A 24,541-nucleotide genomic window follows, 5' to 3' on the forward strand; every position below is an offset into this window, starting at 1 on the left:
CCCCATTAATTAGCCCTCGATCACTTCATACGAATGCGTGATTTTTACCGCTTTCTCCAGCATTAACGCCACAGAGCAGTACTTCTCCGCAGACAGGTCCACCGCACGCGAGACCGCCGCGTCTTTCAGCTCTTTACCGGTGACCACAAAGTGCAGGTTAATATGGGTGAACAGGCGTGGCGCCTCTTCGCGACGCTCTGACGTGAGTTTGACCTCACAATCCGTCACGTCATGACGACCTTTTTGCAGAATCGACACCACGTCAATGGCGCTGCATCCACCTGCCGCCATCAGCACCATTTCCATTGGGCTTGGCGCTTTATCGCCGGAGTTGCCGTCCATCAAAATCTGGTGTCCTGACGCGGACTCGCCCAGGAACGTTAAACCTTCAACCCATTTCACGCGCGCTTGCATATTCTTAAACTCCAACGTTGCATTTTTGGTGACAGATTACGCGTGCGTTACATTTCTCGCAATGGAAGGCGACCTGCATCATGCTGAAGCGAGACACCAGGAGACACGCGGCGAAAGCTATGCTAAAACACTCTGGATGCTACAGTAATACATTGACGTTACACATGTATGCAGAGGACATCAAACTTTACTGGCTGCGAAACGTTACGGTAGCCGACTTCCCAGGGTATGGGTAAGAATTCGATTGCAACCCCAGAGTCCGGATGCATCTGATGACTCTGGTGACAGCTTATAACAGAGGATAACAGCGCATGGTGCTTGGCAAACCGCAAACAGACCCGACTCTCGAATGGTTCTTGTCTCATTGCCACATTCATAAGTACCCATCGAAGAGCACGCTGATTCACCAGGGTGAAAAAGCGGAAACGTTGTATTACATCGTTAAAGGCTCGGTGGCAGTGCTGATCAAAGATGAAGAAGGGAAAGAGATGATCCTTTCTTATCTGAACCAGGGCGATTTCATCGGTGAACTGGGCCTGTTTGAAGAGGGCCAGGAACGTAGCGCCTGGGTTCGTGCAAAGACAGCATGTGAAGTGGCTGAAATTTCTTACAAGAAGTTCCGTCAGTTGATTCAGGTTAACCCTGACATCCTGATGCGTCTTTCTTCCCAGATGGCGCGCCGTCTGCAGGTCACCTCAGAGAAAGTGGGCAACCTCGCCTTCCTGGACGTTACCGGCCGTATCGCACAAACCCTGTTGAACCTGGCGAAACAGCCAGACGCCATGACCCACCCGGACGGCATGCAAATTAAAATTACCCGTCAGGAAATTGGTCAGATCGTCGGTTGCTCCCGTGAAACAGTGGGCCGTATCCTGAAAATGCTGGAAGATCAAAACCTGATCTCCGCCCACGGTAAAACCATCGTGGTCTACGGAACGCGTTAATTCCGCTTAAACGGCGTGCCATCGCAAGGTGTCACGCCGTTTTTGTCTCTACTCCCCATGTGGCGCAGGCTGATCTATCACCCGGAAGTTAACTACGCACTGCGGCAAACGCTGGTGTTGTGTCTTCCTGTGGCTATAGGCCTGATCCTCGGACACCTCCAGCAAGGTCTGCTATTTTCTCTCGTGCCCGCCTGCTGCAACATCGCCGGTCTGGACACGCCGCATAAGCGCTTTTTCAAACGCCTGATCGTTGGTGGCTGCCTGTTTGCGGGCTGTAGCCTCGCCGTACAACTTCTGCTTGCCCGGGATATCCCGCTGCCGCTGATCCTGACCGTGCTGGCGATGACCCTTGGCGTCACGGCGGAAATCAGTTCGCTGCACGCTCGCCTGCTTCCCGCCTCGCTGATTGCGGCCATTTTCACGCTGAGCCTCGCCGGGAACATGCCGGTGTGGGAGCCGCTGCTGATCTACGCCCTGGGGACATTATGGTACGGGCTGTTTAACTGGTTTTGGTTCTGGCTGTGGCGGGAGCAGCCTCTGCGTGAATCCCTGAGCCTGCTCTATGTGCAGCTTGCGGATTACTGCGAGGCTAAATATACCCTGCTCACCCAGCATACCGACCCGGAAAAATCCTTGCCGCCGCTGCTGACGCGCCAGCAGAAGGTGGTGGATCTGATAAGCCAGTGCTATCAGCAGCTGCATATGCTCGCCGCCAACAAGAACCACGAATACAAACGGCTGCTGCGCACCTTCCAGGTCGGGCTGGATCTACAGGAGCACATCTCCGTAAGTCTTCACCACCCGCAGGAGGTGCAAAAGCTGGTCGAGCGCAGTCATGCCGAAGCGGTGATCCGCTGGAACGCACAAACTGTGTCCGCACGTCTGCGCGTGCTGGCCGATGATATTCTCTACCACCGCTACCCGACGCGCTTTAACATGGACAAGCAGCTGGGCGCGCTGGAGAAAATCGCCCGCCAGCATCCCGATAACCCGGTCGGCCAGTTTGCCGCCTGGCACTTCAGCCGCATCGCCCGCGTGTTGCGCACGCAGCGCCCGCTTTATCCCCGCGACCTGATGGCGGATAAGCAAAAACGGCTTCCGTTATTGCCCGCGCTCAAAAGCTATCTTTCTCTTAAATCGTCCGCCCTGCGCAACGCCGCAAGGATTAGCGTGATGCTCAGTACCGCCAGCCTGATGGGCATGGCGCTGCACCTGCCGAAACCGTACTGGATCTTAATGACCGTGCTGTTTGTCACCCAGAACGGCTACGGCGCCACGCGGGTGCGTATTCTGCATCGGGCTGGCGGAACGATGGCCGGGCTGATCATTGCGGGCGTAACGCTGCACTTCCACGTGCCGGAAGGCTATACCCTGGCAGGGATGCTGGCGATCACGCTGGTGAGCTACCTGATTATCCGCAAAAACTACGGCTGGGCGATGGTAGGCTTTACGGTAACGGCGGTATACACCCTGCAGCTACTCACGCTCAATGGCGAACAGTTTATTGTCGCCAGGCTGATTGATACCCTGATCGGCTGCCTGATTGCCTTTGGCGGCATGGTCTGGCTGTGGCCGCAGTGGCAAAGCGGGCTGCTGCGCCAGAATGCCCACGACGCGCTTGAAGCGGATCAGGAGGCCATCAGGCTGATCCTCAGCGATAATCCTCAGCCGACGCCGCTGGCCTGGCAGCGGATGAAGGTCAACCAGGCGCACAACGCCCTGTTTAACTCGCTCAACCAGGCGATGCAGGAGCCAGGCTTTAACTCGCACTATCTGGCAGATATGAAGCTCTGGGTGACGCACAGCCAGTTTATCGTCGAACACATCAACGCCATGACCACGCTGGCGCGCGAGCACACGATGCTGACGCCGGATCTGGCGCAGCGCTATTTGCAGTCGTGTGAAATTGCGTTGCAGAGGTGTCAGCAACGTCTGGAGTATGACGCGCCGGGCGAGTCGGGTGACTCAAACATTCTGGAAGCGCCGGAGACGTTGACCCACGGGCCAATGAGCACCCTGGAGCAGCATTTGCAGCGCGTACTCGGCCATCTGAACACCATGCACACCATTTCGTCGGTGGCATGGCGTCAGCGTCCGCATCACGGGATTTGGCTAACCCGCAGGTTAAAGCGAACCGAGTATTAGCCTTTAACGATCTTCGCGACCGCGGCGGCAAAGCGGGTTAACCCGTCTTCGATGTCTTTGTCTTCTACCACCAGCGACGGCGCAAAGCGCATCACGTCCGGTCCGGCGTTGAGCACCATCACACCTTCGTACGCGGCGGCGTGCAGGAAATCACGCGCGCGGCCTTTGTACTGCGGCTTCAGCTCGGCGCCAATCAGCAGCCCCATCCCACGGATCTCGCTGAACACGTCGTACTGCTCGTCAATCTTTTGCAGGTGTTTTACGAACAGCTCGCGCTTCGCGCTCACTCCGTTTAGCACTTCCGGCGTGTTGATGATGTCGAACGCAGCGCCAGCCACGGCGCTCGCCAGCGGGTTACCGCCGTAGGTGGAACCGTGAGAACCGACGTGGAACGCGGAGGCGATCTCCTGCGTCGTCAGGACCGCGCTCACCGGGAAACCACCGCCAAGCGCTTTGGCGCTGGTCAGAATATCCGGCGTCACGCCGTAATGCATATACGCGAACAGATCGCCGGTACGCCCCATCCCGCACTGCACTTCATCAAAGACCAGCAGCGCCTGATGCTCATCGCACAGCGCGCGCAGCCCTTTCAGGAATTCCGGGGTTGCCGCCGTCACGCCGCCTTCACCCTGGATCGGCTCAACGACTACCGCGCAGGTGTGGTCGTCCATGACCGCTTTCACCGCGTGCAGATCGTTAAACGGTACGTGGACGATGTCGGCCGGTTTAGGGCCAAACCCGTCGGAATACTTCGGCTGGCCGCCAACGGAGACGGTAAAGAAGGAGCGTCCGTGGAAGGCATTATGGAAGGCGATGATTTTGGTTTTGTACGGGCTGTGGCGCGTTGTCGCGTAGTATCGCGCCAGCTTAAAGGCGGTTTCGTTGGCTTCGGTGCCGGAGTTCATAAACAGCACGCGCTCGGCAAAGGTCGCCTCAATGATCTTGCGGCCCAGGCGCAGCGCCGGTTCGTTGGTGAACACGTTGCTGGTGTGCCACAGGGTTTCGCCCTGGGTTTTCAGCGCCTCCACCAGCGCGGGATGGCAATGACCCAGCGCAGTGACCGCAATACCGCCCGCGAAATCCACATACTCTTTACCCTGCTGATCCCAGACGCGGCTGCCTTTTCCCTTCACCGGGATAAACTCAGCCGGTGCATAAATCGGCAGGATCACTTCATCAAATGTCGCGCGGGTAATTGCTGGTTGTTCAGTTGCCATGTCATGACCATCCATTTTATGTCACAGTGATTGTGAAAATATAATCACAAAATATGCATAAAAAATCACAACAAGGCAACAGTTATTCAGCGATGGAGGAAATTTGCCAGCAGCGCGTGGCCCTGCTCGCTGAGGATGCTTTCCGGGTGGAACTGCACGCCTTCGAGGTCCCATTCGCGGTGACGAATCCCCATGATCTCCTGCGTATCGCTCCAGGCGGTCACCTCAAAGCAGGCGGGCAGCGTCGGCGGGTCAATGACCAGAGAATGGTAGCGCGTCACGGTTAACGGATTATTGAGCCCCGTGAATACCCCGGTGCCGGCGTGGGTGACCGGAGAGGTTTTACCGTGCATCACTTTCGCGGCGCGCACGATGGTGGCGCCAAACGTCTGGGCAATCGCCTGATGGCCCAGACAGACGCCCAGGATTGGCAGCTTGCCGGCATAGTGCTGAATAACATCCAGAGAAATACCCGATTCCGACGGCGTACACGGCCCCGGAGAAATCACGATTTTCTGCGGAGCCATCATCTCAATATCGGCGAGATCGATCTCGTCGTTGCGGCGGACAACCACCTCTGCACCCAGTTCACAAAAATACTGGTAAAGGTTCCAGGTGAAGGAATCGTAGTTATCAATCAGCAGAATCATGGCGGCCCCCGAAAAAAATGCCGCCCTATTCTACTCAGATTCCCGCGCTTCGCTCACTACTTTGGCAAAGATAGCGTTTAACGCGGTTAAATCTCCCGTTGCGCCACTTCGGTTAGCCTCCACCCACAGCTCGGGATCGATATCGCGCCAGTCCAGCGCATAGCCCGCGTGGAGCGCCAGCTGCTCGAAGAAAACGCGTTGGGCAATACCGTTACCGCGCATAAACGGATGCAGCATGTTGATTTCGCAGTAATAGTGACTAATTCTGTCAACAAACGCCGCTTTCTCAAGGCCCACGAGATACTTTTCACTTTCCAGCGCCGCCATCAGCTCATTACCCATCTTTTCGATGTACTCAAAATGGCAGAAGGGAATGTCACCTTTAAAAATATCGTCGGTGCGGAACTCGCCAGCCCGCTTCATCTCGCTGCGGTACAAATGACGATGAATAAGACACATATGGGGCAACCCGGGCGCGGAAGGCCCAAGCTCCAGCGTCTCAATATGGGGCTCTGAGGGACCATTACCTTTTTCAAGGAGACAACTGGCCTGTAAATTGACGTTACGCTGCTGTTCCCAGAGACGGGATTTTTGCTTGTCGGTGAGCTTTTTCACTTAACGCCTCCCTGAATAGTCCGTTTGCCACAAGTATAAGCAGCAAAACGCGCTTTCGCAGGGAGGGTCACGTAACGCGGGCAGAAGAAGCCCGCGTTCAGAAGAATTACGGCAGAACTTTTGCGGAGAGAATAACCACCGGTTTTGACGGCACATTCTGATACGGACCGACGTCGTGGGTAGGTACCTGAGAAATCTTATCGGCCACTTCCATGCCCTTCACAATCTTACCGAAAACGGCATAGCCAAAGTCGCGTTGACCGTGGTCGAGGAAGGCGTTATCCGCCACGTTCAGGAAGAACTGGCTGGTCGCGCTATCTTTGTCTGCGGTACGCGCCATGGAGATGGTGCCACGCTTGTTCAGCAGGCCATTGTCCGCTTCGTTTTTAATAGGCGGGTTCGGCTGTTTCTGCTGCATTTGCTCGTTGAAGCCGCCACCCTGAATCATGAAGCCTGGGATCACGCGGTGGAAAGTGGTGTTGTTATAGAAACCACTATTCACATAGTCGAGGAAGTTTTTCACAGAAACCGGAGCTTTCTGGCTATTCAGTTCCAGCTCAATGTTCCCGGCGGAGGTGGTCAGCAGAACGTGAGGGTCCCCTTTTGCTGCCAGCGCAGCAGGGGAAACGGCAGAAAGAGCAAACACAGCTGCGACAGCCGCCAGTGTTGATTTGAGCATGAGAATTCCTTAACAAAGCGCAGTATAAAAAGCGAATGGCTTGATTCTAAAGAGCAGTATGAACGGAGACCAGCCTTTTACCTAATTTTACGAAATTGAAACAGTTGTAACCGCGCAAACGGTTGGCTTTAGCGTCATTTTGTGTGATCGAGATCACACAAAAACATGCAATTAAGTTCGAATTTCTCTTAAAAGATATGAATAGATCACTTTAATGTCTAAAATCTGCCCCTCTCAGCGCCCCCTGGGCGCTTTTCTTTTTCTGAACAGGCCAGACATGACTAACAGCAATCGCATCAAGCTCACATGGATCAGCTTCTTCTCCTACGCTCTGACCGGCGCGTTGGTGATCGTCACCGGGATGGTGATGGGGAATATCGCAGACTACTTCCAGCTGCCCGTTTCCAGCATGAGTAACACCTTCACCTTCCTCAACGCGGGGATCCTGATCTCTATCTTCCTGAACGCCTGGCTGATGGAAATCGTGCCGCTGAAAACCCAGCTTCGCTTCGGCTTCGTGCTGATGGTCGCCGCCGTGGCGGGTCTGATGCTGAGCCACAGCATCGCCCTGTTCTCAGCCGCCATGTTCGTGCTCGGTCTGGTCAGCGGGATCACCATGTCGATCGGTACGTTCCTGATTACCCATATGTATGAAGGCCGCCAGCGCGGCGCGCGCCTGCTGTTTACCGACTCCTTCTTCAGCATGGCCGGGATGATTTTCCCGATGGTTGCGGCCGTTCTGCTGGCGCGCAGCATTGAGTGGTACTGGGTTTATGCCTGCATCGGCCTGGTCTACGTGGCAATCTTTATTCTGACCTTCGGCTGCGACTTCCCGGTTCTGGGTAAAAAAGCGCACACCACCGCAGAGCCCGTTGCGAAAGAAAAGTGGGGCATCGGCGTGCTGTTCCTCTCCGTTGCCGCCCTGTGCTACATCCTGGGCCAGCTGGGCTTTATCTCCTGGGTACCGGAGTACGCCAAAGGTCTGGGCATGAGCCTGAACGATGCGGGTAAACTGGTGAGCGATTTCTGGATGTCTTACATGTTCGGCATGTGGGCGTTCAGCTTCATCCTGCGCTTCTTCGACCTGCAGCGCATTCTGACCGTGCTGGCGGGGCTGGCGACCGTGCTGATGTACCTGTTCATCAACGGTTCTCCGGAGCATATGCCGTGGTTCATTCTGACCCTGGGCTTCTTCTCCAGCGCCATTTATACCTCGATCATCACCCTGGGCTCCCTGCAGACCAAAGTGGCCTCGCCGAAGCTGGTTAACTTCGTTCTGACCTGCGGCACCATCGGCACCATGCTGACCTTCGTGGTCACCGGCCCGATCGTCGCCCACAGCGGTCCGCTGGCGGCGCTGCACACCGCGAACGGCCTGTATGCCGTGGTATTTATCATGTGCTTCGTTCTGGGCTTCGTGACCCGCCACCGCCAGCACAACGCGGCAGCAGCGTCTCACTAACCCCTACGCCCCTTTGCGCTCGGCAGAGGGGCTGTTTCTGGCAAAGCTTACCTCTTCTCCCCCGATATCCATCTGGATCCACGTCTGCGCCAACTGCGTCGTGGCAATCACGCGTCCCTGACGAATCGACCAGCGCACCGGCACCTGACAGCGCACCGCTTCAAACCCGCTCTCCGCAGGCAGAATAATCAGGTTTGCCGGGTTTCCCGTTGCAATACCGTAATCGCTCAGGCCGAAGGTACGGGCGCTGTTATGGGTGATGAGATTCAAACCGCTGTCGATTTGCGGATAGCCCATCATCTGACAGACGTGCAGCCCCATATGCAGCACCTGCAGCATGTTGCCGGTGCCGAGCGGGTACCACGGATCGAAGACGTCGTCATGGCCGAAGCAGACGTTAATGCCCGCTTCCTGCAGCTCTTTCACCCGGGTGATGCCGCGGCGCTTCGGATAGTCATCAAAACGCCCCTGCAGATGGATATTGACCAGCGGATTAGCGACGAAGTTAATTCCCGACATCTTCAGCAGGCGGAAAAGCCGCGAGGTGTATGCGCCGTTGTAGGAGTGCATGGCGGTAGTGTGGCTGGCCGTCACGCGCGGGCCGATGCCGGCCTCATACGCCAGCGCGGCCACCGTCTCGACAAACCGCGACTGCTCGTCGTCGATTTCATCGCAGTGGATATCCAGCGGACGGTCATACTTCTTCGCCAGTTCAAAAGCGATATGCAGCGACTGTACGCCATACTCGCGGGTGAACTCGAAGTGCGGGATCGCCCCCACCACTTCGGCCCCCAGCTTTAACGCCTCTTCCAGCAGCGCCGCGCCGTTCGGGTAAGAGAGAATACCTTCCTGCGGAAACGCGACGATTTGCAGCGTCACCCACGGGGCAACCTCCTGCTTCACCTCCAGCATCGCCTTCAGGGCGGTGAGCGTCGGGTCGGAGACATCCACATGGGTGCGGACAAACTGGATGCCGTTGGCGATTTGCCACTTCAGCGTTTTCCAGGCGCGCGCTTTGACATCCTCATGGCTGAGCAACGCCTTGCGCTCCGCCCAGCGCTCAATGCCTTCGAACAGCGTGCCGGACTGGTTCCAGTTCGGCTCACCCGCCGTCTGGGTCGTATCAAGATGGATATGCGGCTCAATGAACGGCGGGATAGCAAGCCCACCGCGCGCGTTCAGTACTTCATAACTTTCGGCGTGGGTGTCGTCCATCGGGGTGATGTCACCAAATCGCCCGTTCTCAATGGCGAGTTGCCACAGCCCTTCCCGACCCGGTAAACGAACATTCTGAACAAGCCATAACGGTGTTGTAGACATACCCTTCCCCTAAAAAACGCCGCTGATATTCAGGCGTATCGATTTTGGCAAAACCGCCCCTGGTTTGTACACAAATTCAACAGGCACGAAAAGCCTGCGATTTCCGCCACTTATAAAAATCCTGACAAATCAGTCGCATACCACCTAAGGAGTAGGCTAAGACGTATTTGATTTGCATCAATAAGTGCCCCTGCTGAATCGTTAAGGTAGGCAATAATAGAAAAGAAATCGAGGCAATAATGAGCAAAGTCAGACTCGCTATCATCGGTAACGGCATGGTCGGCCACCGCTTTATTGAGGATCTTCTCGATAAGGCCGATGCTGAGCAGTTCGATATTACCGTGTTCTGTGAAGAACCCCGCAAGGCGTACGACCGTGTGCACCTGTCTTCCTACTTCTCCCATCATACCGCCGAAGAGCTCTCTCTGGTGCGCGAAGGTTTCTACGAGAAGCATGGCGTAAAAGTGCTGGTGGGCGAACGCGCTATCACCATCAACCGTCAGGAAAAAGTGATCCACTCCAGCGCCGGGCGTACGGTTTTTTACGACAAGCTGATCATGGCGACGGGCTCCTATCCGTGGATCCCCCCTATCAAAGGCTCGGAAACTCAGGATTGCTTCGTCTACCGTACCATTGAAGACCTCAACGCCATTGAGTCCTGCGCGCGCCGAAGCCGTCGCGGTGCGGTGGTCGGCGGCGGTTTGCTGGGCCTGGAAGCGGCTGGCGCGCTGAAAAACCTCGGCGTTGAAACCCACGTCATCGAATTTGCCCCGATGCTGATGGCCGAACAGCTGGACCACATGGGCGGTGACCAGCTGCGTCGTAAAATCGAAAGCATGGGCGTGAAGGTTCATACCAGCAAGAACACCAAAGAGATCGTGCAGGAAGGAACTGAAGCGCGTAAAACCATGCGCTTTGCCGACGGCAGCGAGCTGGAAGTTGACTTCATCGTCTTCTCCACCGGTATTCGTCCGCGCGACAAGCTGGCGACCCAGTGCGGTCTGGCCGTGGCGCAGCGCGGCGGGATCATGATCAACGACGCCTGCCAGACCTCCGATCCGGATATCTACGCGATTGGCGAATGCGCCAGCTGGAATAACCGCGTCTACGGTCTGGTGGCGCCGGGCTACAAAATGGCGCAGGTCGCCGTGGACCATATCCTCGGCAGCGAAAACGCGTTTACCGGTGCAGACATGAGCGCCAAGCTGAAGCTGCTGGGCGTGGACGTGGGCGGTATTGGCGATGCGCACGGCCGCACGGCCGGCGCTCGCAGCTATGTCTATCTCGACGAAAGCAAAGAAGTCTATAAACGCCTCATTGTCAGCCAGGACAACAAAACCCTGCTCGGCGCGGTGCTGGTGGGCGACACCAGCGACTTCGGCAACCTGCTCCAGCTGGTGCTGAACGCCATCGAGCTGCCGGAAAACCCGGACGCGCTGATCCTCCCGGCGCACGCGTCCAGTGGCAAGCCGTCTATCGGCGTGGATAAACTGCCGGACAGCGCGCAAATTTGCTCCTGCTTCGACGTCACTAAAGGCATGTTGATCTCCGCCATCAACAAAGGCTGCCACACCGTGGCGGCGCTGAAAGCGGAAACCAAAGCCGGTACCGGCTGCGGCGGCTGTATTCCGCTGGTCACTCAGGTGCTGAACGCCGAGCTGGCGAAACAGGGCATCGAAGTAAACAACAACCTGTGCGAGCACTTCGCGTATTCTCGCCAGGAGCTGTACCACCTGATCCGCGTGGAGGGCATTAAGTCCTTCGACGAACTGCTGGCGAAGCACGGCCAGGGCTACGGCTGCGAAGTGTGTAAACCGACCGTCGGCTCCCTGCTGGCTTCCTGCTGGAACGAGTACGTGCTCAAGCCCGAGCATACGCCGCTGCAGGACACCAACGACAACTTCCTGGCCAACATCCAGAAAGACGGTACCTACTCTGTTATTCCACGTTCTGCCGGGGGCGAAATCACGCCGGAAGGGCTGGTGGCCGTGGGCCGTATCGCCCGTGAATTTAACCTGTACACCAAAATCACCGGCTCCCAGCGTATCGGCCTGTTTGGCGCGCAGAAAGACGACCTGCCGGAAATCTGGCGTCAGCTGATTGAAGCCGGCTTCGAAACCGGTCACGCGTATGCCAAAGCGCTGCGTATGGCGAAAACCTGCGTGGGGAGCACCTGGTGCCGCTACGGCGTCGGCGACAGCGTGGGCTTCGGCGTGGAGCTGGAAAACCGCTACAAAGGCATCCGCACCCCGCACAAAATGAAGTTTGGCGTCTCCGGCTGTACCCGCGAATGTGCGGAAGCGCAGGGTAAAGACGTGGGTATCATCGCCACCGAGAAAGGCTGGAACCTGTACGTCTGCGGCAACGGCGGGATGAAGCCACGCCACGCGGATCTGCTGGCGGCGGATCTCGATCGCGACACGCTGATTCAGTATCTCGACCGCTTCATGATGTTTTACATCCGTACCGCCGATAAGCTGACCCGTACCGCCTCCTGGCTCGATAATCTGGAAGGCGGCATCGACTACCTGAAATCGGTGATCATCGACGACAAGCTGGGCCTGAACGAACATCTGGAAGCCGAGATGGCGCGCCTGCGCGAGGCGGTGATCTGCGAGTGGACGGAAACCGTCAACTCCCCGGCGGCGCAGACGCGCTTCAAACACTTCATCAACAGCACACAGCGCGACCCGAACGTGCAGGTCGTGCCGGAGCGTGAACAGCATCGTCCGGCGACGCCGTATGAACGTATTCCAGTCACGCTGGTGGAGGAAAACGCATGAGCCAGTGGGTAAACATCTGCAATATTAACGACATTCTCCCCGCCACCGGCGTTTGTGCGCTGCTGGGCAACGAGCAGGTCGCGATTTTCCGCCCTCGCCACGACGAACAGGTTTTTGCCATCAGCAATATCGACCCGTTCTTCGAGGCCAGCGTGCTATCCCGCGGCCTGATTGCCGAGCACCAGGGTGAACTGTGGGTCGCCAGCCCGCTGAAAAAGCAGCGTTTCCGCTTAAGCGACGGTTACTGCATGGAAGATGAGAGTCATTCAGTGAAGCACTATGACGTTCGCGTGAAGGACGGCAAGGTGCAGTTGAAAGGCTAATCCCCGCGTTTTCAATACGAAAAGCTTATGACCCCTTATGGGTAACGGCAGGAAAAACCGTATGTTCTGTACGATTCCTGCTGTTATCCTGACGTCAATTCTTACCCCCTCCATGAATGCTGCGAGGTAACGTCGTGGATCACCTGCCGATTTTTTGTCAATTACGCAACCGCGACTGCCTGCTCGTGGGCGGCGGCGACGTGGCTGAACGCAAAGCGCGCCTGCTGCTAGAGGCTGGCGCCCGACTGACCGTCAACGCCCTCGCTTTCGCCCCGCAGTTTGAGGTCTGGGCCCAGGAAGGAATGCTCACGCTGGTGCAGGGAGAGTTTAATGAATTCCTGCTCGATACCTGCTGGCTGACGATTGCCGCAACGGACGATGATGAAGTGAACCAGCGCGTCAGCGACGCCTGCGAAGTGCGCCGAATCTTCTGCAACGTGGTGGATGCGCCGAAAGAAGCCAGCTTTATCATGCCGTCGATTATCGACCGCTCGCCGCTGATGATTGCGGTGTCGTCCGGCGGACGCTCGCCGGTTCTTGCCCGCCTGCTGCGGGAAAAACTGGAGGCCATGCTGCCCCAGCATCTTGGCCAGATTGCCCACTATGCAGGGCAACTGCGTTCACGCGTGAAGCAAACCTTCTCGACCGTGGGCGAGCGTCGTCGCTTCTGGGAAAAATTCTTTGTGAACGACAGGCTGGCGCAGTCGCTGGCGAATCAGGACACCAAAGCCGTTGAAGAGACGACCGAACAGCTGCTGAGCGAGCCGCTGGACCACCGCGGTGAAGTGGTCCTGGTGGGCGCAGGCCCCGGCGATGCGGGCTTGTTGACGCTGAAAGGGCTACAGCAGATCCAGCAGGCCGATACCGTGGTTTACGATCGCCTGGTCTCCGATGACATCATGAACCTGGTGCGCCGCGATGCCGACCGCGTATTCGTTGGAAAACGGGCGGGCTATCACTGCGTACCGCAGGAGGAGATTAACCAGATCCTGCTGCGCGAGGCGCAGAAAGGTAAGCGCGTGGTGCGCCTTAAGGGTGGCGATCCGTTTATCTTTGGTCGCGGCGGCGAGGAGCTGGAAACCCTGTGTGACGCGGGTATTCCCTTCTCCGTGGTGCCGGGCATTACGGCGGCATCCGGCTGCTCAGCGTACTCTGGCATTCCGTTGACCCACCGCGACTATGCTCAGAGCGTGCGTCTGGTGACGGGCCATCTGAAAACCGGCTGCGAGTTGGACTGGCATAACCTGGCCGCTGAAAAGCAAACTCTGGTGTTCTACATGGGGCTGAACCAGGCCGCGACGATTCAGGCGAAGCTGCTGGAGCACGGCATGGAGGCTGATATGCCGGTTGCGCTGGTGGAAAACGGTACGTCCATCAAGCAACGCGTGGTGGATGGCGTACTGACGCAGTTAGGCGAGCTGGCGCAGCAGGTCGAAAGCCCGGCGCTGATTGTGGTGGGTCGCGTGGTTGAGCTGCGCGATAAGCTGAACTGGTTCTCGAATCACTAACGCATAATCTTCCTTTCCGGAGTAGTCCTTATGCGGACTACTCCCCTCTTACTGCTGTCGATAACATACCGCCCCGAAGTGGAATTTCTCCCTTTATTCCCTTGAGTTGCATCCAACTTTCGTTTTTAAGACAAGGAATGCGTATGTTCAAACTGGCAAAAGCCACCGTTCTGGTTGGCCTGTTATCGACTCTGACTGCCTGTACCGGTCATGTACAGAACACCAAAAATAACTGCAGCTACGATTACCTGCTGCACCCGGCGATCTCCATTTCGAAGATCATCGGCGGTTGCGGCCCGGAGGCGCAGCAGTAAGCGATTTTCAGGCGTAAAAAAACCGGGATATCCCGGTTTTTTTGTTTAGGGAAGTGCGGCCTGATGCCCTCACCCTGCCCCTCTCCCACAGGGAGAGGGAACAAACCCTAAAAACGGTAACGTGATTACCGTTTTGCTTTTACCTACGGTTTACCCACAAACCCAATCGCTTCGTACACCGCTTTCAGGGTTTCGGACGCGCGCGCGCTGGCTTTTTCCGCGCCGTCTTTCATCACCTTCTGCAGGAAAGCTTCGTCGTTACGGTAGCGGTGATAACGCTCCTGAAGCTCGGTCAGCATGCCGGAAACGGCGTCTGCCACTTCACCTTTCAGGTGGCCGTACATCTTGCCTTCGAAGTGTTTTTCCAGTTCAGGGATGCTCTGGCCAGTCACGCCGGAGAGGATATCCAGCAGGTTGGAAACGCCCGCTTTGTTCTGCACGTCGTAGCGCACCACAGGCGGCTCGTCGGAGTCGGTGACCGCGCGCTTGAGCTTTTTGACGACGGATTTCGGATCTTCCAGCAGGCCGATAACGTTGTTGCGGTTATCGTCAGACTTGGACATCTTCTTGGTCGGCTCCAGCAGCGACATCACACGCGCGCCGGACTTCGGAATAAACGGCTCTGGCACTTTGAACACATCGCCGTAAATCGCGTTAAAGCGCTGGGCGATATCGCGGCTCAGCTCCAGATGCTGCTTCTGGTCTTCACCTACCGGCACCTGGTTGGTTTGATACAGCAGGATGTCTGCCGCCATCAGCACCGGATAGTCGAACAGGCCGGCGTTGATGTTTTCAGAGTAGCGCGCGGATTTATCCTTGAACTGGGTCATGCGGCTCAGCTCGCCGAAATAGGTGTAGCAGTTCAGCGCCCAGCCCAGCTGCGCGTGCTCCGGCACGTGAGACTGAACGAAAATGGTGCTCTTCTCAGGATCGATGCCGCAGGCCAGGTACAGCGCCAGGGTGTCCAGGGTGGCTTTACGCAGCTTCTCAGGATCCTGACGCGCGGTAATCGCATGGAGATCGACGATGCAGTAAATGCAATGGTACTCATCCTGCATGCTGACCCACTGACGTAACGCACCCATGTAGTTACCAATGGTCAATTCACCTGAAGGCTGTGCGCCACTAAAAACGATGGGCTTAGTCATTATTCAATTCCTGATGTTCACTGTGCGAAAGCCCGAGTGCGGGCAACAAATCTTTGAAGTGGTCGAAGACCACATCCGGCTCACTTAGCGTGATGGCTTCACCGTAGTTGTAGCCATAGGTTAATCCGACGGAAGGACACCCTGCCGCTCGGGCAGCCAGAATATCATTGCGCGAATCCCCGACAAAGAGCAGCTCCGCAGGGGTTAAGGATAATTTTCCTGCCACCAGCAACAGCGGTTCCGGATGCGGCTTTTTGTTCTGCACGTCGTCGCCGCCCACAATCACGGAGAAATACTTAGCGATATCGAGCGTTTCCAGCAGAGGCGCAACAAACGGCGTCGGTTTGTTGGTCACCAGCCCCAGCGGAATGCCCTTCGCGTGCAGCGCGCTCAGCGTTTCCTGAACGTCCGGGAACAGGAAACTGCCCTCCTCGACGGTCTCTTCATAGAAACGATCGAACAGTTTGCGCAGAATCCGCAGCTGCTCATCCTTAGGGATGTCAGCGTGGTCAACGCTCGGTTTACCCTGCGCGGAACGCTGCGACGCGCGCTCCTGGCGAGCCCACGTCAACGCACGCTCCATCAGAACATCGGCGCCGTTGCCAATCCACGTTACTACGCGCTCTTCACCCGCAACGGGGAGTTCAAGTGCATACAGCGCCTGGTCTACGGCGCTCGTTAAGCCCGGCGCGCTGTCGACCAGCGTGCCGTCGAGGTCGAATGCCACACCCCGAATTGCCTGCAATTTATCCATGACTTACCTTCGCCAGCTCACGGCGCATTTCATCAATGACTTTTTTGTAATCCGGTTGGTCGAAAATTGCCGAACCTGCAACGAACATATCCGCGCCCGCTGCCGCAATTTCACCAATGTTATTCACTTTCACCCCGCCGTCCACTTCCAGACGAATATCGTAACCTGACTCATCAATACGACGGCGTACTTCACGCAGCTTATCCAGTGTGTGGGGAATGAATGACTGACCGCCGAAACCCGGGTTAACGGACATCAGCAGAATCACGTCCAGCTTGTCCATGACATAGTCGAGATAGCTCAGCGGCGTGGCCGGGTTAAACACCAGGCCCGCTTTACAGCCGTTCTCTTTGATCAGCTGCAGCGTGCGGTCCACGTGTTCAGAGGCTTCCGGATGGAAAGTGATGATGCTGGCACCCGCTGCGGCGAAATCAGGCACGATGCGATCAACAGGCTTCACCATCAGGTGAACGTCGATCGGCGCGGTAATGCCATAGTTGCGTAATGCCTTGAGCACCATTGGGCCAATGGTCAGGTTAGGGACGTAGTGGTTGTCCATAACGTCGAAATGGACAACATCTGCGCCAGCCGCGAGAGCTTTGGCGGTGTCTTCACCCAGGCGGGCAAAATCGGCCGACAGAATTGAGGGAGCAATCAAAAACTGTTTCATCCGCTTCTCCTTGAAATGTGTTTACCGGCGGGCAAAACGGCTCAGGGGCGATAAAGAGCCAGAAGTTCGTCCACCTTTTTACGTGTGCCGCCGTTGCTGCTAATGCTACGCCGCACTTTGACCTGAAAATGCTTCGCGGCTTTGTACCATTCGCGCGTATCAGGCGTGTCGTGATTCGAAATTAACACCGGAATTCTTTTGCTGACCAGCTTTTCCGCCATCTCCGCCAGACGAGCCTGTTCGGCCGGGCTGAAGCTGTTGGTGTGGTAAGCGGTGAAATTCGCCGTTGCAGACAGTGGTGCGTAAGGCGGGTCACAGTAAACCACCGAGTTTACGCCTGCCAGTTCCATACACTCTTCATATGAGAGGCAATGAAACTCTGCGTTCTGCGCTTTTTCGGCAAAGTGATACAGCTCGTCCTGCGGGAAATACGGGCGCTTATAGCGACCAAACGGCACATTAAATTCCCCACGCAGGTTATAGCGGCACAGGCCGTTGTAACCATGACGGTTGAGATAGAGGAACAGCAGCGCCCGACGGAACGGATCCTGACTCTGATTAAACTCAGTGCGGAACTGGTAGTAAACGTCCGGCTGATTATTCTCCGGCGTAAACAGTTTGCGCGCCTCTGCGACATACTCTTCGGTACGCAGCTTAACAATGTTATAGAGGCTGATAAGGTCGTTGTTGATATCCGCCAGGATATAACGAGAAAAATCGGTGTTGAGGAACACCGATCCCGCACCTACGAAAGGCTCGATTAGACACTCGCCTTTTGGCAGGTGCTTTTTAATATCATCGAGCAGGGGGTATTTCCCCCCTGCCCATTTCAGAAAAGCGCGATTTTTTTTCATGCTGACTAACTGATTACACCTTCTCCGGCTGTGGAGAAAGCTCCGACAGCATCCTGCGCTTTAAACATTACTTCAGATCGGCCTGAACCTGATGAATCGGCTTCGCCCAGGGATTTTTTGCCTGAACATCAGCTGGCAGTGCCGCTACGGCACGTTTCGCTTCATCTTTGGACGAATAAACGCCGCTGACCAGCACATACCACGGTTGACCGTTGCGGGTCGTCTGATAAACAACGTAGTTTTTCAGATTTGATTTCTTCGCCCAACCGTTGAGGTTGTCATAGTTAGACGAACTGCTCAGCTGCAGCGTGTAGTTACTGGATGGCGCAGACTTCAGCGAGCCAACGTTACCTGCCGTTTTGCCTGCTGCGGCGCTGGAGGCTGTTGCCGTGGCTGCTGGAGCCGTTGCTGCAGGCGCAGCTGTGGCGGCCGGTGCCGTTGTGGTCGCCGTTGCTTTCGGCGCGGTCTGCGTGACTGGCGCTTTAGCAGGCTCGCTCACCGCAGCCGTTTCGGTGTGTTTCGGCTGTGCCGGTACGGCTTTCACTTCAGGCGCTTTGACGACTGCCTGAGGTTTGGTTTCACGCTTAGGCTCAATCACCGCCTGCTTACGTTCAGGACGCGTCGCAGTTTGCGTCTGGCGCGGTTTGGTTTCCGTCGCAGCCGTTTGTGGCTGAGCGTTACCACCGCGAATCGGGGCAACGGTTGCCGGCTCAGTTGGCAACGTAGAGTTAACCACGACGTTATCAACCTGCTGCTGGTTCTGCGGCTGCGTCAGCGCATTGTTCAGATCTCCCTGAACTTCTACGCGCTGCTGGCCTTCAGGCGTAGCAGGTGCCTGACCCTGAGCAGAGGTTGAAGAAACGGGCGGTAGAGAAACATCCTGTGGCGCTGTGGTGTTACCTGCGGTCTGATCTGCGGAAGTCGCACCCGGCGCAGGCTGTGCGCCATTCGCCTGATTGGTCGCATCGTTACCGGACAGGTTGATGCTCTTCTCAGCGGAAGCAGTTTGCTCGGTTGAGTTCGTTGACGGTGCTTTAAGCGCGGAGCCAATGCCGACAATCAGCAGCACAAGCACCAGAACGCCAAGGCCCATCATAATGTACTGGCGGGAAGCCGGTTTCGGCGCAGCGGCTTTTTTACGTTTACGCGGGCGACGCTCTACAGGCTGTTCGTCCATTGAATCTTCTTCGGACTCATAATCCTCTTCTGCTCGCTCTTCGTGCGCGTTGCGGCTGCGCGAAGGGCGACGATCGTCTGCATCCAGATCAACATCGTCAAAGTTGATCTGCGGCTCGTTATCACGTTCTGAAGATTGACGAGAACGACCAGTACGACGATCGCTGGGATCGGGTTTCAGCTCGTCTTCTGGTTTGAATTCATCCATTTAACACCCCACTCAAAGGCTTATGCTAACGACTTTGCATTTCACCTGAAGCTAAACGACCACCTGCGACAGTGGCCTGACCTTTCTAGTTGTTACGCCTGCTGACAATCAGCGATAGCGCCAAGAACGACATCGTGCGGCACTCCGCCGCGCACTTCACTCTTCCCTATTGCAAGCGGGAGTACAAGACGCATCTCACCTGCCAATACTTTTTTATCGCGCATCATGTGGGGTAAATACGCTTGCGCCGACATCTCCTGCGGCCCGGTTACCGGCAAACCTGCACGTTCAAGCAGCGCAATGATGCGTGCCGTCTCTTCAGGTTTAAACTGCCCCAGACGTTCAGAGGTGCGGGCTGCCATGACCATACCGGCCGCGACGGCTTCACCGTGCAGCCAGTTGCCGTAACCCATCTCGGCTTCAATGGCGTGGCCAAACGTATGCCCAAGATTCAGTAAAGCACGTAAGCCCGTTTCACGCTCGTCTGCTGCAACAACTTCTGCTTTCAGTTCACAACAACGACGAATGCAGTATGCCAGTTTAGCCTCATCCAGGCACAGCAGCGCATCCATATTCTCTTCAAGCCAGCTAAAGAACTCGCCATCAAGAATAATGCCGTATTTGATCACTTCCGCCAGACCAGAAGCCAGCTCGCGCTTCGGCAGCGTTTTCAGACAGTCGAGATCCACCACCACAGATGCGGGCTGGTAGAACGCGCCAATCATGTTTTTGCCGAGCGGATGGTTAACTGCCGTTTTTCCACCCACAGAGGAGTCGACCTGGGACAGCAACGTGGTCGGGATTTGAATAAAACGGACGCCACGTTGATAGCTTGCGGCCGCAAAGCCGGTCAGATCGCCCACAACACCGCCGCCCAGGGCAAGCAGTGTTGTATCGCGACCGTGCGGTTTTTGCAGCAATGCGGTAAAGACGGTATCCAGTACCGTCAGGCTTTTATACTGCTCGCCATCGGGGAGAATCACACTGTCGACTTTTATGCCCGCCTGCTCAAGCAGGTGGCGTACGCGGTCGAGATAAAGCGGAGCCAGCGTCTCATTGGTGACCAGCATCGCCTGATCACCCGCTTTCAGTGGTAAAAAGGAAGCTGGGTCGTTAAACAAACCAGCCGCGATGGTGATAGGGTAACTACGTTCCCCGAGAGTAACTGTAATCCTCTCCATGACGCGACATCCACCTTTAATGCTTTTACCCGCAGGCGAGTGTATATAAAGCCAGAATCAGTTGCTTTCCAGCATATGAATAATCTGGTTTGCAACCACTTTAGCGCTCTGGTCGTCAGTACGAATGGTCACGTCGGCAATCTCTTCATACAGCGGATTGCGTTCATCGGCCAACGCTTCCAGAACTTCGCGTGGTGGCGTTTCAACCTGCAGCAGCGGGCGCTTTTTATCGCGCTGCGTACGTGCCAGCTGTTTCTCGATGGTCGTCTCAAGATAGACCACTACGCCACGGGCGGAGAGACGGTTACGGGTTTCGCGAGATTTCACAGAACCGCCGCCTGTTGCCAGAACGATGCCCTGTTTTTCCGTGAGTTCGTTGATCACTTTTTCTTCTCGGTCACGGAAACCTTCTTCGCCTTCTACATCGAAAACCCAGCCCACATCAGCTCCGGTTCGTTTCTCAATCTCTTGATCAGAATCGTAAAATTCCATATTGAGTTGTTGAGCTAACTGACGCCCAATAGTGCTTTTGCCGGCACCCATAGGCCCAACCAGAAAGATATTGCGTTTCTCTGCCATTTTATCGGTACTACTAAGACTATTCGTTAATGGTAATCCCCGCTTCGCAGACACCCAGCGTAGCAGGACATGAACTGAAACCTCATATGCAATAGAGCGAGAGTCAGACTAAAAATTATCTCAATACTCCGGCTTGTTTGGCAACTGATTAAATCACCGCGTCGGGCGCATAAGGTAATAAGACGTAAGTCCAACTCAAATCGGTACTCCTTGTATGCTAATTCATGCCCCACGTCAAACATCTGCAACAAACTGAATGCAAAATCATTGCGGGGATCGTTACCCGTCAGCGAATACCGACCAGACGTGGTGTAATAAACACCACTAGCTCGCGCCGTTCATTATCCTTACCATCGTGGCGAAAAAGCTGTCCAAGCCAGGGGATTTTCCCCAGCCCCGGCACGCTGTCGCTGCCGGTTTTGTTCTTCTGCGAAAAAATTCCACCCAACGCCAGCGTTTCTCCACTTTTTACCTCCACCTGGGTTTCTATCTCCTGTTTGTCGATCGCCAGCGTTTCGCCGTCAGCCTGCTGCAGAATCTGTCCCGGCATATTTTCGCTGATGTGCAATTTCAGGCGCACGCGCCCACCCGGTAAGACCACCGGTGTGACCTCCATTCCTAATACCGCCTCTTTAAACTCAACGGAGGTTGCACCGCTTTCACCGCTTGAGACCTGATACGGGATTTCACTCCCCTGCTTGATGCTGGCCGGCTGCATATGCGAGGCCAGCAGTCGCGGGCTGGCGATGATATCGACCTGCTGTTTTTGCTCCAGCGCAGAGAGCTCCAGATCCAGCAGCCGACCATTGATCCGTCCGATGTTAAAACCCACGTGGCTGGTGGCACTGGCGACGGAAAGATCGCTGCCAAGCGTGGTGAGCTGACCAACCTTGCCCGCGTCGGCGGCGTCGGCGAGATTCCACTTCACCCCCAGCTCACGCAGGCTTTTTTCATTAATGGTCACAATATGCGCCGCCAGCTCGACCTGTTCGACGGGAATATCCATCTGAGCGGCCCAGCGCTGCAGCGTCTCCACCACCGTCTGGTTATCCCGAATCAGCAGCCGGTTGGTGCGTTTGTCGAGAGACAAACTTCCCTTGGGGCTCAGGAGCTTTTCCGCGTCTTTTTGCAGCTCTCCGGCATCGGCATAGGACAAAGCGATGCTGTGAGACACCAGCGGCGCATCAAGCTGTCGACGGGTCCGCTCCTGTTCTGAGCGCTCCTGCTGTTCACGCTGCCAGGCCGCGGTATGAACATAAAAAATGCCGCCCTCCTCTCGCAAAACAAGGCCAGCGCTGGTGACAACCGTCTGTAACGCTTGACGCCAGGGGACGCGCGTCAGGTTGAGCGAAAGCGTGCCGCCGACGTCAGGCGATATCACCAGATTTCGGTTCTCCTGTGCAACCAGGCTCTGCAGCACCTGGACTACAGGTACGTCATCCACCACCAGCGTGACCGGTTTTGGCGCGGCGGCCCACAGCGGATGGCTGAACGCCAGCAGCCACAGCATTATCCGTAAATTCATTCTTATCCGTTCCTTCTCGTTGCCACGTCCATTTTTCTGGTTCACATGTGTCACCCACATCAACAACCAGTTCCGTTTCATTGATGGCTGTTATCGTCCAGCCTGCCGGGAAGCGCTCATGCATTTTCAGGCGGTACCAGCGCTTTTGCCCATCCTGTAAAATGCCGATAGCCTGCTGTCCTCCCACCATGCCGCGGTATCGCCACTGCGCCAGCTCGCCTATGGCGCAGGGATCGTCCGGCGGGCGAAACGGATCGCGCATGCCGGTCAAAAGCAGCGCTGAGCAAACCAGCAAATATCGCGCGCTATTTCGCATGTTCCAGCTCCAGCCGCAGGCGTAATGCCGAACCTTCTGGCGAAATCGTGAAAGCGGCGATCTGCACATTCCGCTGCGCCAGCCGGGCAAAAAGCGCCGGGAGAGCCTGCCACTCCATATCCAGCATCAGTTCCCCTCCGTTCTGCAGCGGCTTCCAGTGAACCAGCGTCGCGCCATCGCCCTGAAAATCGAGCGGGTAAAATGGCGTCAGCTCCCGTGCTTCCGTTGTTTTCGGTCGAAACGGCGCCTTTCTGACGACAGGCCATAACGCCGCGTTCGTCCTCGCGTCCTGAATCAGCTGGCGTTGTCGTTCAGCACACTGCCTTTCTAGCGGTCTGAGCAAGGTGCCCCACGCGGCCAGTCCTGCCAGGAGGCTCCCCAGACACCAGAATAGAACCCGATACCAGGGACGGCTTTCGCACCAGCGTTCTAACAGGGTATCCATCCGTTATCCCTCGCTTTTAAGGTGGAGGGTGAACATCCAGCGCCCCTGGCTATCCTGCCGAAGCTCACCCGCCGTCCCGGGCGTAAAACCCGCCATTTGGCCCAGCGCATCGCGCAGAGCAGACAGGGCTGGCAGGGTTATGGCATACCCGCTCAGCGTCAGAGCAGGAGGCTGATAGCGAAGCTCTGTCAGCCAGACCTGTGAAGGAGTGGCGCGGGAAAGGGATTCCAGCACCGGTTGCCATGCGCGTTGTTGACGTGTCTGCGCTGGCTTCTGCGCCTGTGAGGCGAGTTTCTGCCGGGAGGCAAGCGCGTGCTGCACGGTCTGTATTCCCGTCAGCTCCGTTTGTAGCGCGTGCAGCCTCATAACAGGGTTTATCCGCAGGCAGAAAATGACCGCGAACATCAACAGCACGGTGCCGACACACATTGCCCCCCAGAAACGCAAGCATCGTGCGCGCCGCTGCTGTCGCCAGGGCAGAAAGTTCATGAGGCTCATCCGGGCACCTCGCTCATGGCCAGCGCCAGCGCAACGGTATAATCAGCGCCGCAGCCCGGTAGCGGGGCATGGCAGCGCTCCAGGATTTCCCACGGATCGCGTCGGCTATCAAACAGCGCGATGTCATCCGGGCCAAGCGCCAGCAGCGCCGCCAGCTCGGCCACGCTTTCGGCTTCTGTGGTAAAGCGGCGTCCCCACTGGTGACGCATCGCCCACAGCCACTGCCGATCGTCCCGCAAGGCGACGCACGTCGCTGGCGCCACTGCGGGAAGAAGATTCGCCAGCGCGCTGGCATCCGGCGTAATGGCCACCAGCCGCAAACGCAGCGTTTTCGCCAGCACCAGTAGGGTGTCGATCTCGTTGTTTTGCGCGGCGGTCACGTGAAAGGTATTGCTGAAGGTATCCTGCGCGTAATCGAAACAGAGCGTATCGGCAGACATCTCCAGTTCGCGCGCGAGCGCCGCGCCAAGCCATGAGAGCTGCTCGCTGTCGCGCAGCGCAATGGTCGGGCGGGGGAGCGACCGTTGCAGAGTGCGTGCTGCCGGGAAAGAGAGGAACACCCGGTGGTAGTGCGGCAGCGTTTTCCGCCAGTCGCGTAACGCATCAACCAGCTGTTCTGGCTGACAAATTTTGCCGTCACGAATGATGCCCTCGTCCAGAGGAATCGCCCACCAGCGGCGCAAGCACCAGCCCGACTTCTCCCGGGCCAAGGCGACGATCCGCACCCTATCCTGTTGAATATGAACGCCCGTTTGCCATGTTTTGAAAGCCATGCTTCACGATCTCCTTATCGCCCGTCGGGTTGACGGCTAT

General features: G+C 56.6%; 25 protein-coding genes. 7 read left to right on the plus strand and 18 right to left on the minus strand.

Annotated features, from left to right (window positions below; genetic code table 11):
- Window positions 1-9 precede the first annotated feature (9 nt).
- Window positions 10-414, minus strand: a complete 405-nt coding sequence (locus tag UTM25_RS17145; protein ID WP_194401436.1) for an OsmC family protein — start codon at window positions 412-414, stop codon at window positions 10-12.
- 311 nt (window positions 415-725) lie between these two features.
- Between UTM25_RS17145 and crp the strand changes: the two genes are divergently transcribed.
- A complete protein-coding gene (gene crp / locus UTM25_RS17150) occupies window positions 726-1,358 on the plus strand; it encodes a cAMP-activated global transcriptional regulator CRP (RefSeq protein ID WP_000242758.1) in 633 nt (210 codons plus the stop codon).
- A gap of 57 nt (window positions 1,359-1,415) precedes the next feature.
- The gene (locus UTM25_RS17155; protein ID WP_194401455.1) at window positions 1,416-3,503 is read left to right on the plus strand and encodes a YccS/YhfK family putative transporter; all 2,088 of its coding nucleotides are present in this window, start codon (window positions 1,416-1,418) and stop codon (window positions 3,501-3,503) included.
- On the opposite strand, the gene argD is transcribed toward UTM25_RS17155, so the two are convergent.
- From argD to ppiA, 4 genes are all read right to left on the minus strand, one after another.
- Window positions 3,500-4,720, minus strand: coding sequence for a bifunctional acetylornithine/succinyldiaminopimelate transaminase (argD, locus tag UTM25_RS17160; protein WP_194401435.1), 1,221 nt, complete (start codon window positions 4,718-4,720; stop codon window positions 3,500-3,502). The two genes, UTM25_RS17155 and argD, sit on opposite strands and share 4 nt — an antisense overlap.
- Before the next feature lie 86 nt (window positions 4,721-4,806).
- Window positions 4,807-5,370, minus strand: coding sequence for an aminodeoxychorismate synthase component 2 (gene pabA, locus UTM25_RS17165; protein ID WP_194401434.1), 564 nt, complete (start codon window positions 5,368-5,370; stop codon window positions 4,807-4,809).
- A 30-nt stretch (window positions 5,371-5,400) separates the two neighbouring features.
- The gene (locus tag UTM25_RS17170) at window positions 5,401-5,985 is read right to left on the minus strand and encodes a putative adenosine monophosphate-protein transferase Fic (protein WP_194401433.1); all 585 of its coding nucleotides are present in this window, start codon (window positions 5,983-5,985) and stop codon (window positions 5,401-5,403) included.
- A 106-nt stretch (window positions 5,986-6,091) separates the two neighbouring features.
- Entirely contained in the window at window positions 6,092-6,664 is a 573-nt protein-coding gene (gene ppiA, locus UTM25_RS17175; protein ID WP_194401432.1) for a peptidylprolyl isomerase A, read from the minus strand.
- A gap of 277 nt (window positions 6,665-6,941) precedes the next feature.
- On the opposite strand from ppiA, the gene tsgA reads away from it, so the two are divergent.
- On the plus strand, window positions 6,942-8,126 hold the full coding sequence (gene tsgA, locus UTM25_RS17180; RefSeq protein WP_194401431.1) for an MFS transporter TsgA: 1,185 nt from the start codon (window positions 6,942-6,944) through the stop codon (window positions 8,124-8,126).
- A 3-nt stretch (window positions 8,127-8,129) separates the two neighbouring features.
- On the opposite strand, the gene UTM25_RS17185 is transcribed toward tsgA, so the two are convergent.
- A complete protein-coding gene (locus UTM25_RS17185; protein WP_194401430.1) occupies window positions 8,130-9,446 on the minus strand; it encodes a cytosine deaminase in 1,317 nt (438 codons plus the stop codon).
- 239 nt (window positions 9,447-9,685) lie between these two features.
- Here UTM25_RS17185 and nirB point away from each other — a divergent pair, with 239 nt between their 5' ends.
- The 4 genes from nirB to UTM25_RS17205 all read left to right on the plus strand — a co-directional run bounded on the left by nirB (window position 9,686) and on the right by UTM25_RS17205 (window position 14,374).
- Window positions 9,686-12,229 (plus strand): nitrite reductase large subunit NirB, encoded by a 2,544-nt coding sequence (gene nirB / locus UTM25_RS17190; protein WP_194401429.1) that lies wholly within the window; start codon window positions 9,686-9,688, stop codon window positions 12,227-12,229.
- Window positions 12,226-12,552, plus strand: coding sequence for a nitrite reductase small subunit NirD (gene nirD / locus UTM25_RS17195; RefSeq protein ID WP_194401428.1), 327 nt, complete (start codon window positions 12,226-12,228; stop codon window positions 12,550-12,552). Before nirB ends, nirD begins: the two co-directional genes overlap by 4 nt.
- A gap of 134 nt (window positions 12,553-12,686) precedes the next feature.
- The gene (cysG, locus tag UTM25_RS17200; RefSeq protein WP_194401427.1) at window positions 12,687-14,060 is read left to right on the plus strand and encodes a siroheme synthase CysG; all 1,374 of its coding nucleotides are present in this window, start codon (window positions 12,687-12,689) and stop codon (window positions 14,058-14,060) included.
- 143 nt (window positions 14,061-14,203) lie between these two features.
- Window positions 14,204-14,374: a YhfL family protein gene (locus tag UTM25_RS17205; RefSeq protein ID WP_194401426.1), complete on the plus strand. Its 171-nt coding sequence runs from the start codon at window positions 14,204-14,206 to the stop codon at window positions 14,372-14,374.
- 143 nt (window positions 14,375-14,517) lie between these two features.
- Here UTM25_RS17205 and trpS read toward each other — a convergent pair whose 3' ends face one another.
- From trpS to pilM, 12 genes are all read right to left on the minus strand, one after another.
- Window positions 14,518-15,522: a tryptophan--tRNA ligase gene (gene trpS / locus UTM25_RS17210; protein ID WP_023309477.1), complete on the minus strand. Its 1,005-nt coding sequence runs from the start codon at window positions 15,520-15,522 to the stop codon at window positions 14,518-14,520.
- The gene (gene gph, locus UTM25_RS17215) at window positions 15,515-16,276 is read right to left on the minus strand and encodes a phosphoglycolate phosphatase (protein WP_194401425.1); all 762 of its coding nucleotides are present in this window, start codon (window positions 16,274-16,276) and stop codon (window positions 15,515-15,517) included. The genes trpS and gph overlap by 8 nt, the downstream gene beginning before the upstream one ends.
- Window positions 16,269-16,946: a ribulose-phosphate 3-epimerase gene (gene rpe, locus UTM25_RS17220; protein WP_024907923.1), complete on the minus strand. Its 678-nt coding sequence runs from the start codon at window positions 16,944-16,946 to the stop codon at window positions 16,269-16,271. The genes gph and rpe overlap by 8 nt, the downstream gene beginning before the upstream one ends.
- Window positions 16,947-16,987: 41 nt before the next feature.
- On the minus strand, window positions 16,988-17,800 hold the full coding sequence (gene dam / locus UTM25_RS17225) for an adenine-specific DNA-methyltransferase (protein WP_033146808.1): 813 nt from the start codon (window positions 17,798-17,800) through the stop codon (window positions 16,988-16,990).
- A 67-nt stretch (window positions 17,801-17,867) separates the two neighbouring features.
- Complete coding sequence (gene damX / locus UTM25_RS17230; protein ID WP_194401424.1) at window positions 17,868-19,184, minus strand: cell division protein DamX; 1,317 nt, start codon at window positions 19,182-19,184, stop codon at window positions 17,868-17,870.
- 92 nt (window positions 19,185-19,276) lie between these two features.
- Complete coding sequence (gene aroB, locus UTM25_RS17235) at window positions 19,277-20,365, minus strand: 3-dehydroquinate synthase (protein WP_194401423.1); 1,089 nt, start codon at window positions 20,363-20,365, stop codon at window positions 19,277-19,279.
- Between the two features lie 57 nt (window positions 20,366-20,422).
- Entirely contained in the window at window positions 20,423-20,944 is a 522-nt protein-coding gene (aroK, locus tag UTM25_RS17240; protein ID WP_003861630.1) for a shikimate kinase AroK, read from the minus strand.
- Between the two features lie 286 nt (window positions 20,945-21,230).
- Window positions 21,231-22,454 (minus strand): DNA uptake porin HofQ, encoded by a 1,224-nt coding sequence (hofQ, locus tag UTM25_RS17245; protein ID WP_233469425.1) that lies wholly within the window; start codon window positions 22,452-22,454, stop codon window positions 21,231-21,233.
- On the minus strand, window positions 22,381-22,785 hold the full coding sequence (locus tag UTM25_RS17250; RefSeq protein WP_194401421.1) for a HofP DNA utilization family protein: 405 nt from the start codon (window positions 22,783-22,785) through the stop codon (window positions 22,381-22,383). The genes hofQ and UTM25_RS17250 overlap by 74 nt, the downstream gene beginning before the upstream one ends.
- Window positions 22,775-23,230 (minus strand): HofO, encoded by a 456-nt coding sequence (locus UTM25_RS17255; RefSeq protein ID WP_194401420.1) that lies wholly within the window; start codon window positions 23,228-23,230, stop codon window positions 22,775-22,777. Before UTM25_RS17255 ends, UTM25_RS17250 begins: the two co-directional genes overlap by 11 nt.
- 3 nt (window positions 23,231-23,233) lie before the next feature.
- Complete coding sequence (locus tag UTM25_RS17260; RefSeq protein WP_194401419.1) at window positions 23,234-23,728, minus strand: PilN domain-containing protein; 495 nt, start codon at window positions 23,726-23,728, stop codon at window positions 23,234-23,236.
- Complete coding sequence (pilM, locus tag UTM25_RS17265) at window positions 23,725-24,501, minus strand: pilus assembly protein PilM (protein ID WP_320715102.1); 777 nt, start codon at window positions 24,499-24,501, stop codon at window positions 23,725-23,727. Before pilM ends, UTM25_RS17260 begins: the two co-directional genes overlap by 4 nt.
- Window positions 24,502-24,541 lie beyond the last annotated feature (40 nt).

Source organism: Enterobacter sp. 61D5, assembly GCF_034107965.1.
Taxonomy (GTDB): Bacteria; Pseudomonadota; Gammaproteobacteria; order Enterobacterales; family Enterobacteriaceae; genus Enterobacter; species Enterobacter cloacae_M.

Bases quoted from the DNA above. Each gene is read 5' to 3' on its own strand.
- pilM (WP_320715102.1), bottom strand. From the start codon at position 24,501: ATGGCTTTCAAAACATGGCAAACGGGCGTTCATATTCAACAGGATAGG.
- UTM25_RS17260 (WP_194401419.1), bottom strand. From the start codon at position 23,728: ATGAGCCTCATGAACTTTCTGCCCTGGCGACAGCAGCGGCGCGCACGA.
- UTM25_RS17145 (WP_194401436.1), bottom strand. From the start codon at position 414: ATGCAAGCGCGCGTGAAATGGGTTGAAGGTTTAACGTTCCTGGGCGAG.
- rpe (WP_024907923.1), bottom strand. From the start codon at position 16,946: ATGAAACAGTTTTTGATTGCTCCCTCAATTCTGTCGGCCGATTTTGCC.
- tsgA (WP_194401431.1), top strand. From the start codon at position 6,942: ATGACTAACAGCAATCGCATCAAGCTCACATGGATCAGCTTCTTCTCC.
- nirD (WP_194401428.1), top strand. From the start codon at position 12,226: ATGAGCCAGTGGGTAAACATCTGCAATATTAACGACATTCTCCCCGCC.
- UTM25_RS17255 (WP_194401420.1), bottom strand. From the start codon at position 23,230: ATGGATACCCTGTTAGAACGCTGGTGCGAAAGCCGTCCCTGGTATCGG.
- UTM25_RS17250 (WP_194401421.1), bottom strand. From the start codon at position 22,785: ATGCGAAATAGCGCGCGATATTTGCTGGTTTGCTCAGCGCTGCTTTTG.
- trpS (WP_023309477.1), bottom strand. From the start codon at position 15,522: ATGACTAAGCCCATCGTTTTTAGTGGCGCACAGCCTTCAGGTGAATTG.
- nirB (WP_194401429.1), top strand. From the start codon at position 9,686: ATGAGCAAAGTCAGACTCGCTATCATCGGTAACGGCATGGTCGGCCAC.
- crp (WP_000242758.1), top strand. From the start codon at position 726: ATGGTGCTTGGCAAACCGCAAACAGACCCGACTCTCGAATGGTTCTTG.
- aroB (WP_194401423.1), bottom strand. From the start codon at position 20,365: ATGGAGAGGATTACAGTTACTCTCGGGGAACGTAGTTACCCTATCACC.
- UTM25_RS17155 (WP_194401455.1), top strand. From the start codon at position 1,416: ATGTGGCGCAGGCTGATCTATCACCCGGAAGTTAACTACGCACTGCGG.
- UTM25_RS17185 (WP_194401430.1), bottom strand. From the start codon at position 9,446: ATGTCTACAACACCGTTATGGCTTGTTCAGAATGTTCGTTTACCGGGT.
- gph (WP_194401425.1), bottom strand. From the start codon at position 16,276: ATGGATAAATTGCAGGCAATTCGGGGTGTGGCATTCGACCTCGACGGC.
- pabA (WP_194401434.1), bottom strand. From the start codon at position 5,370: ATGATTCTGCTGATTGATAACTACGATTCCTTCACCTGGAACCTTTAC.
- damX (WP_194401424.1), bottom strand. From the start codon at position 19,184: ATGGATGAATTCAAACCAGAAGACGAGCTGAAACCCGATCCCAGCGAT.
- UTM25_RS17205 (WP_194401426.1), top strand. From the start codon at position 14,204: ATGTTCAAACTGGCAAAAGCCACCGTTCTGGTTGGCCTGTTATCGACT.
- dam (WP_033146808.1), bottom strand. From the start codon at position 17,800: ATGAAAAAAAATCGCGCTTTTCTGAAATGGGCAGGGGGGAAATACCCC.
- hofQ (WP_233469425.1), bottom strand. From the start codon at position 22,454: ATGCTGTGGCTGCTGGCGTTCAGCCATCCGCTGTGGGCCGCCGCGCCA.
- aroK (WP_003861630.1), bottom strand. From the start codon at position 20,944: ATGGCAGAGAAACGCAATATCTTTCTGGTTGGGCCTATGGGTGCCGGC.
- ppiA (WP_194401432.1), bottom strand. From the start codon at position 6,664: ATGCTCAAATCAACACTGGCGGCTGTCGCAGCTGTGTTTGCTCTTTCT.
- argD (WP_194401435.1), bottom strand. From the start codon at position 4,720: ATGGCAACTGAACAACCAGCAATTACCCGCGCGACATTTGATGAAGTG.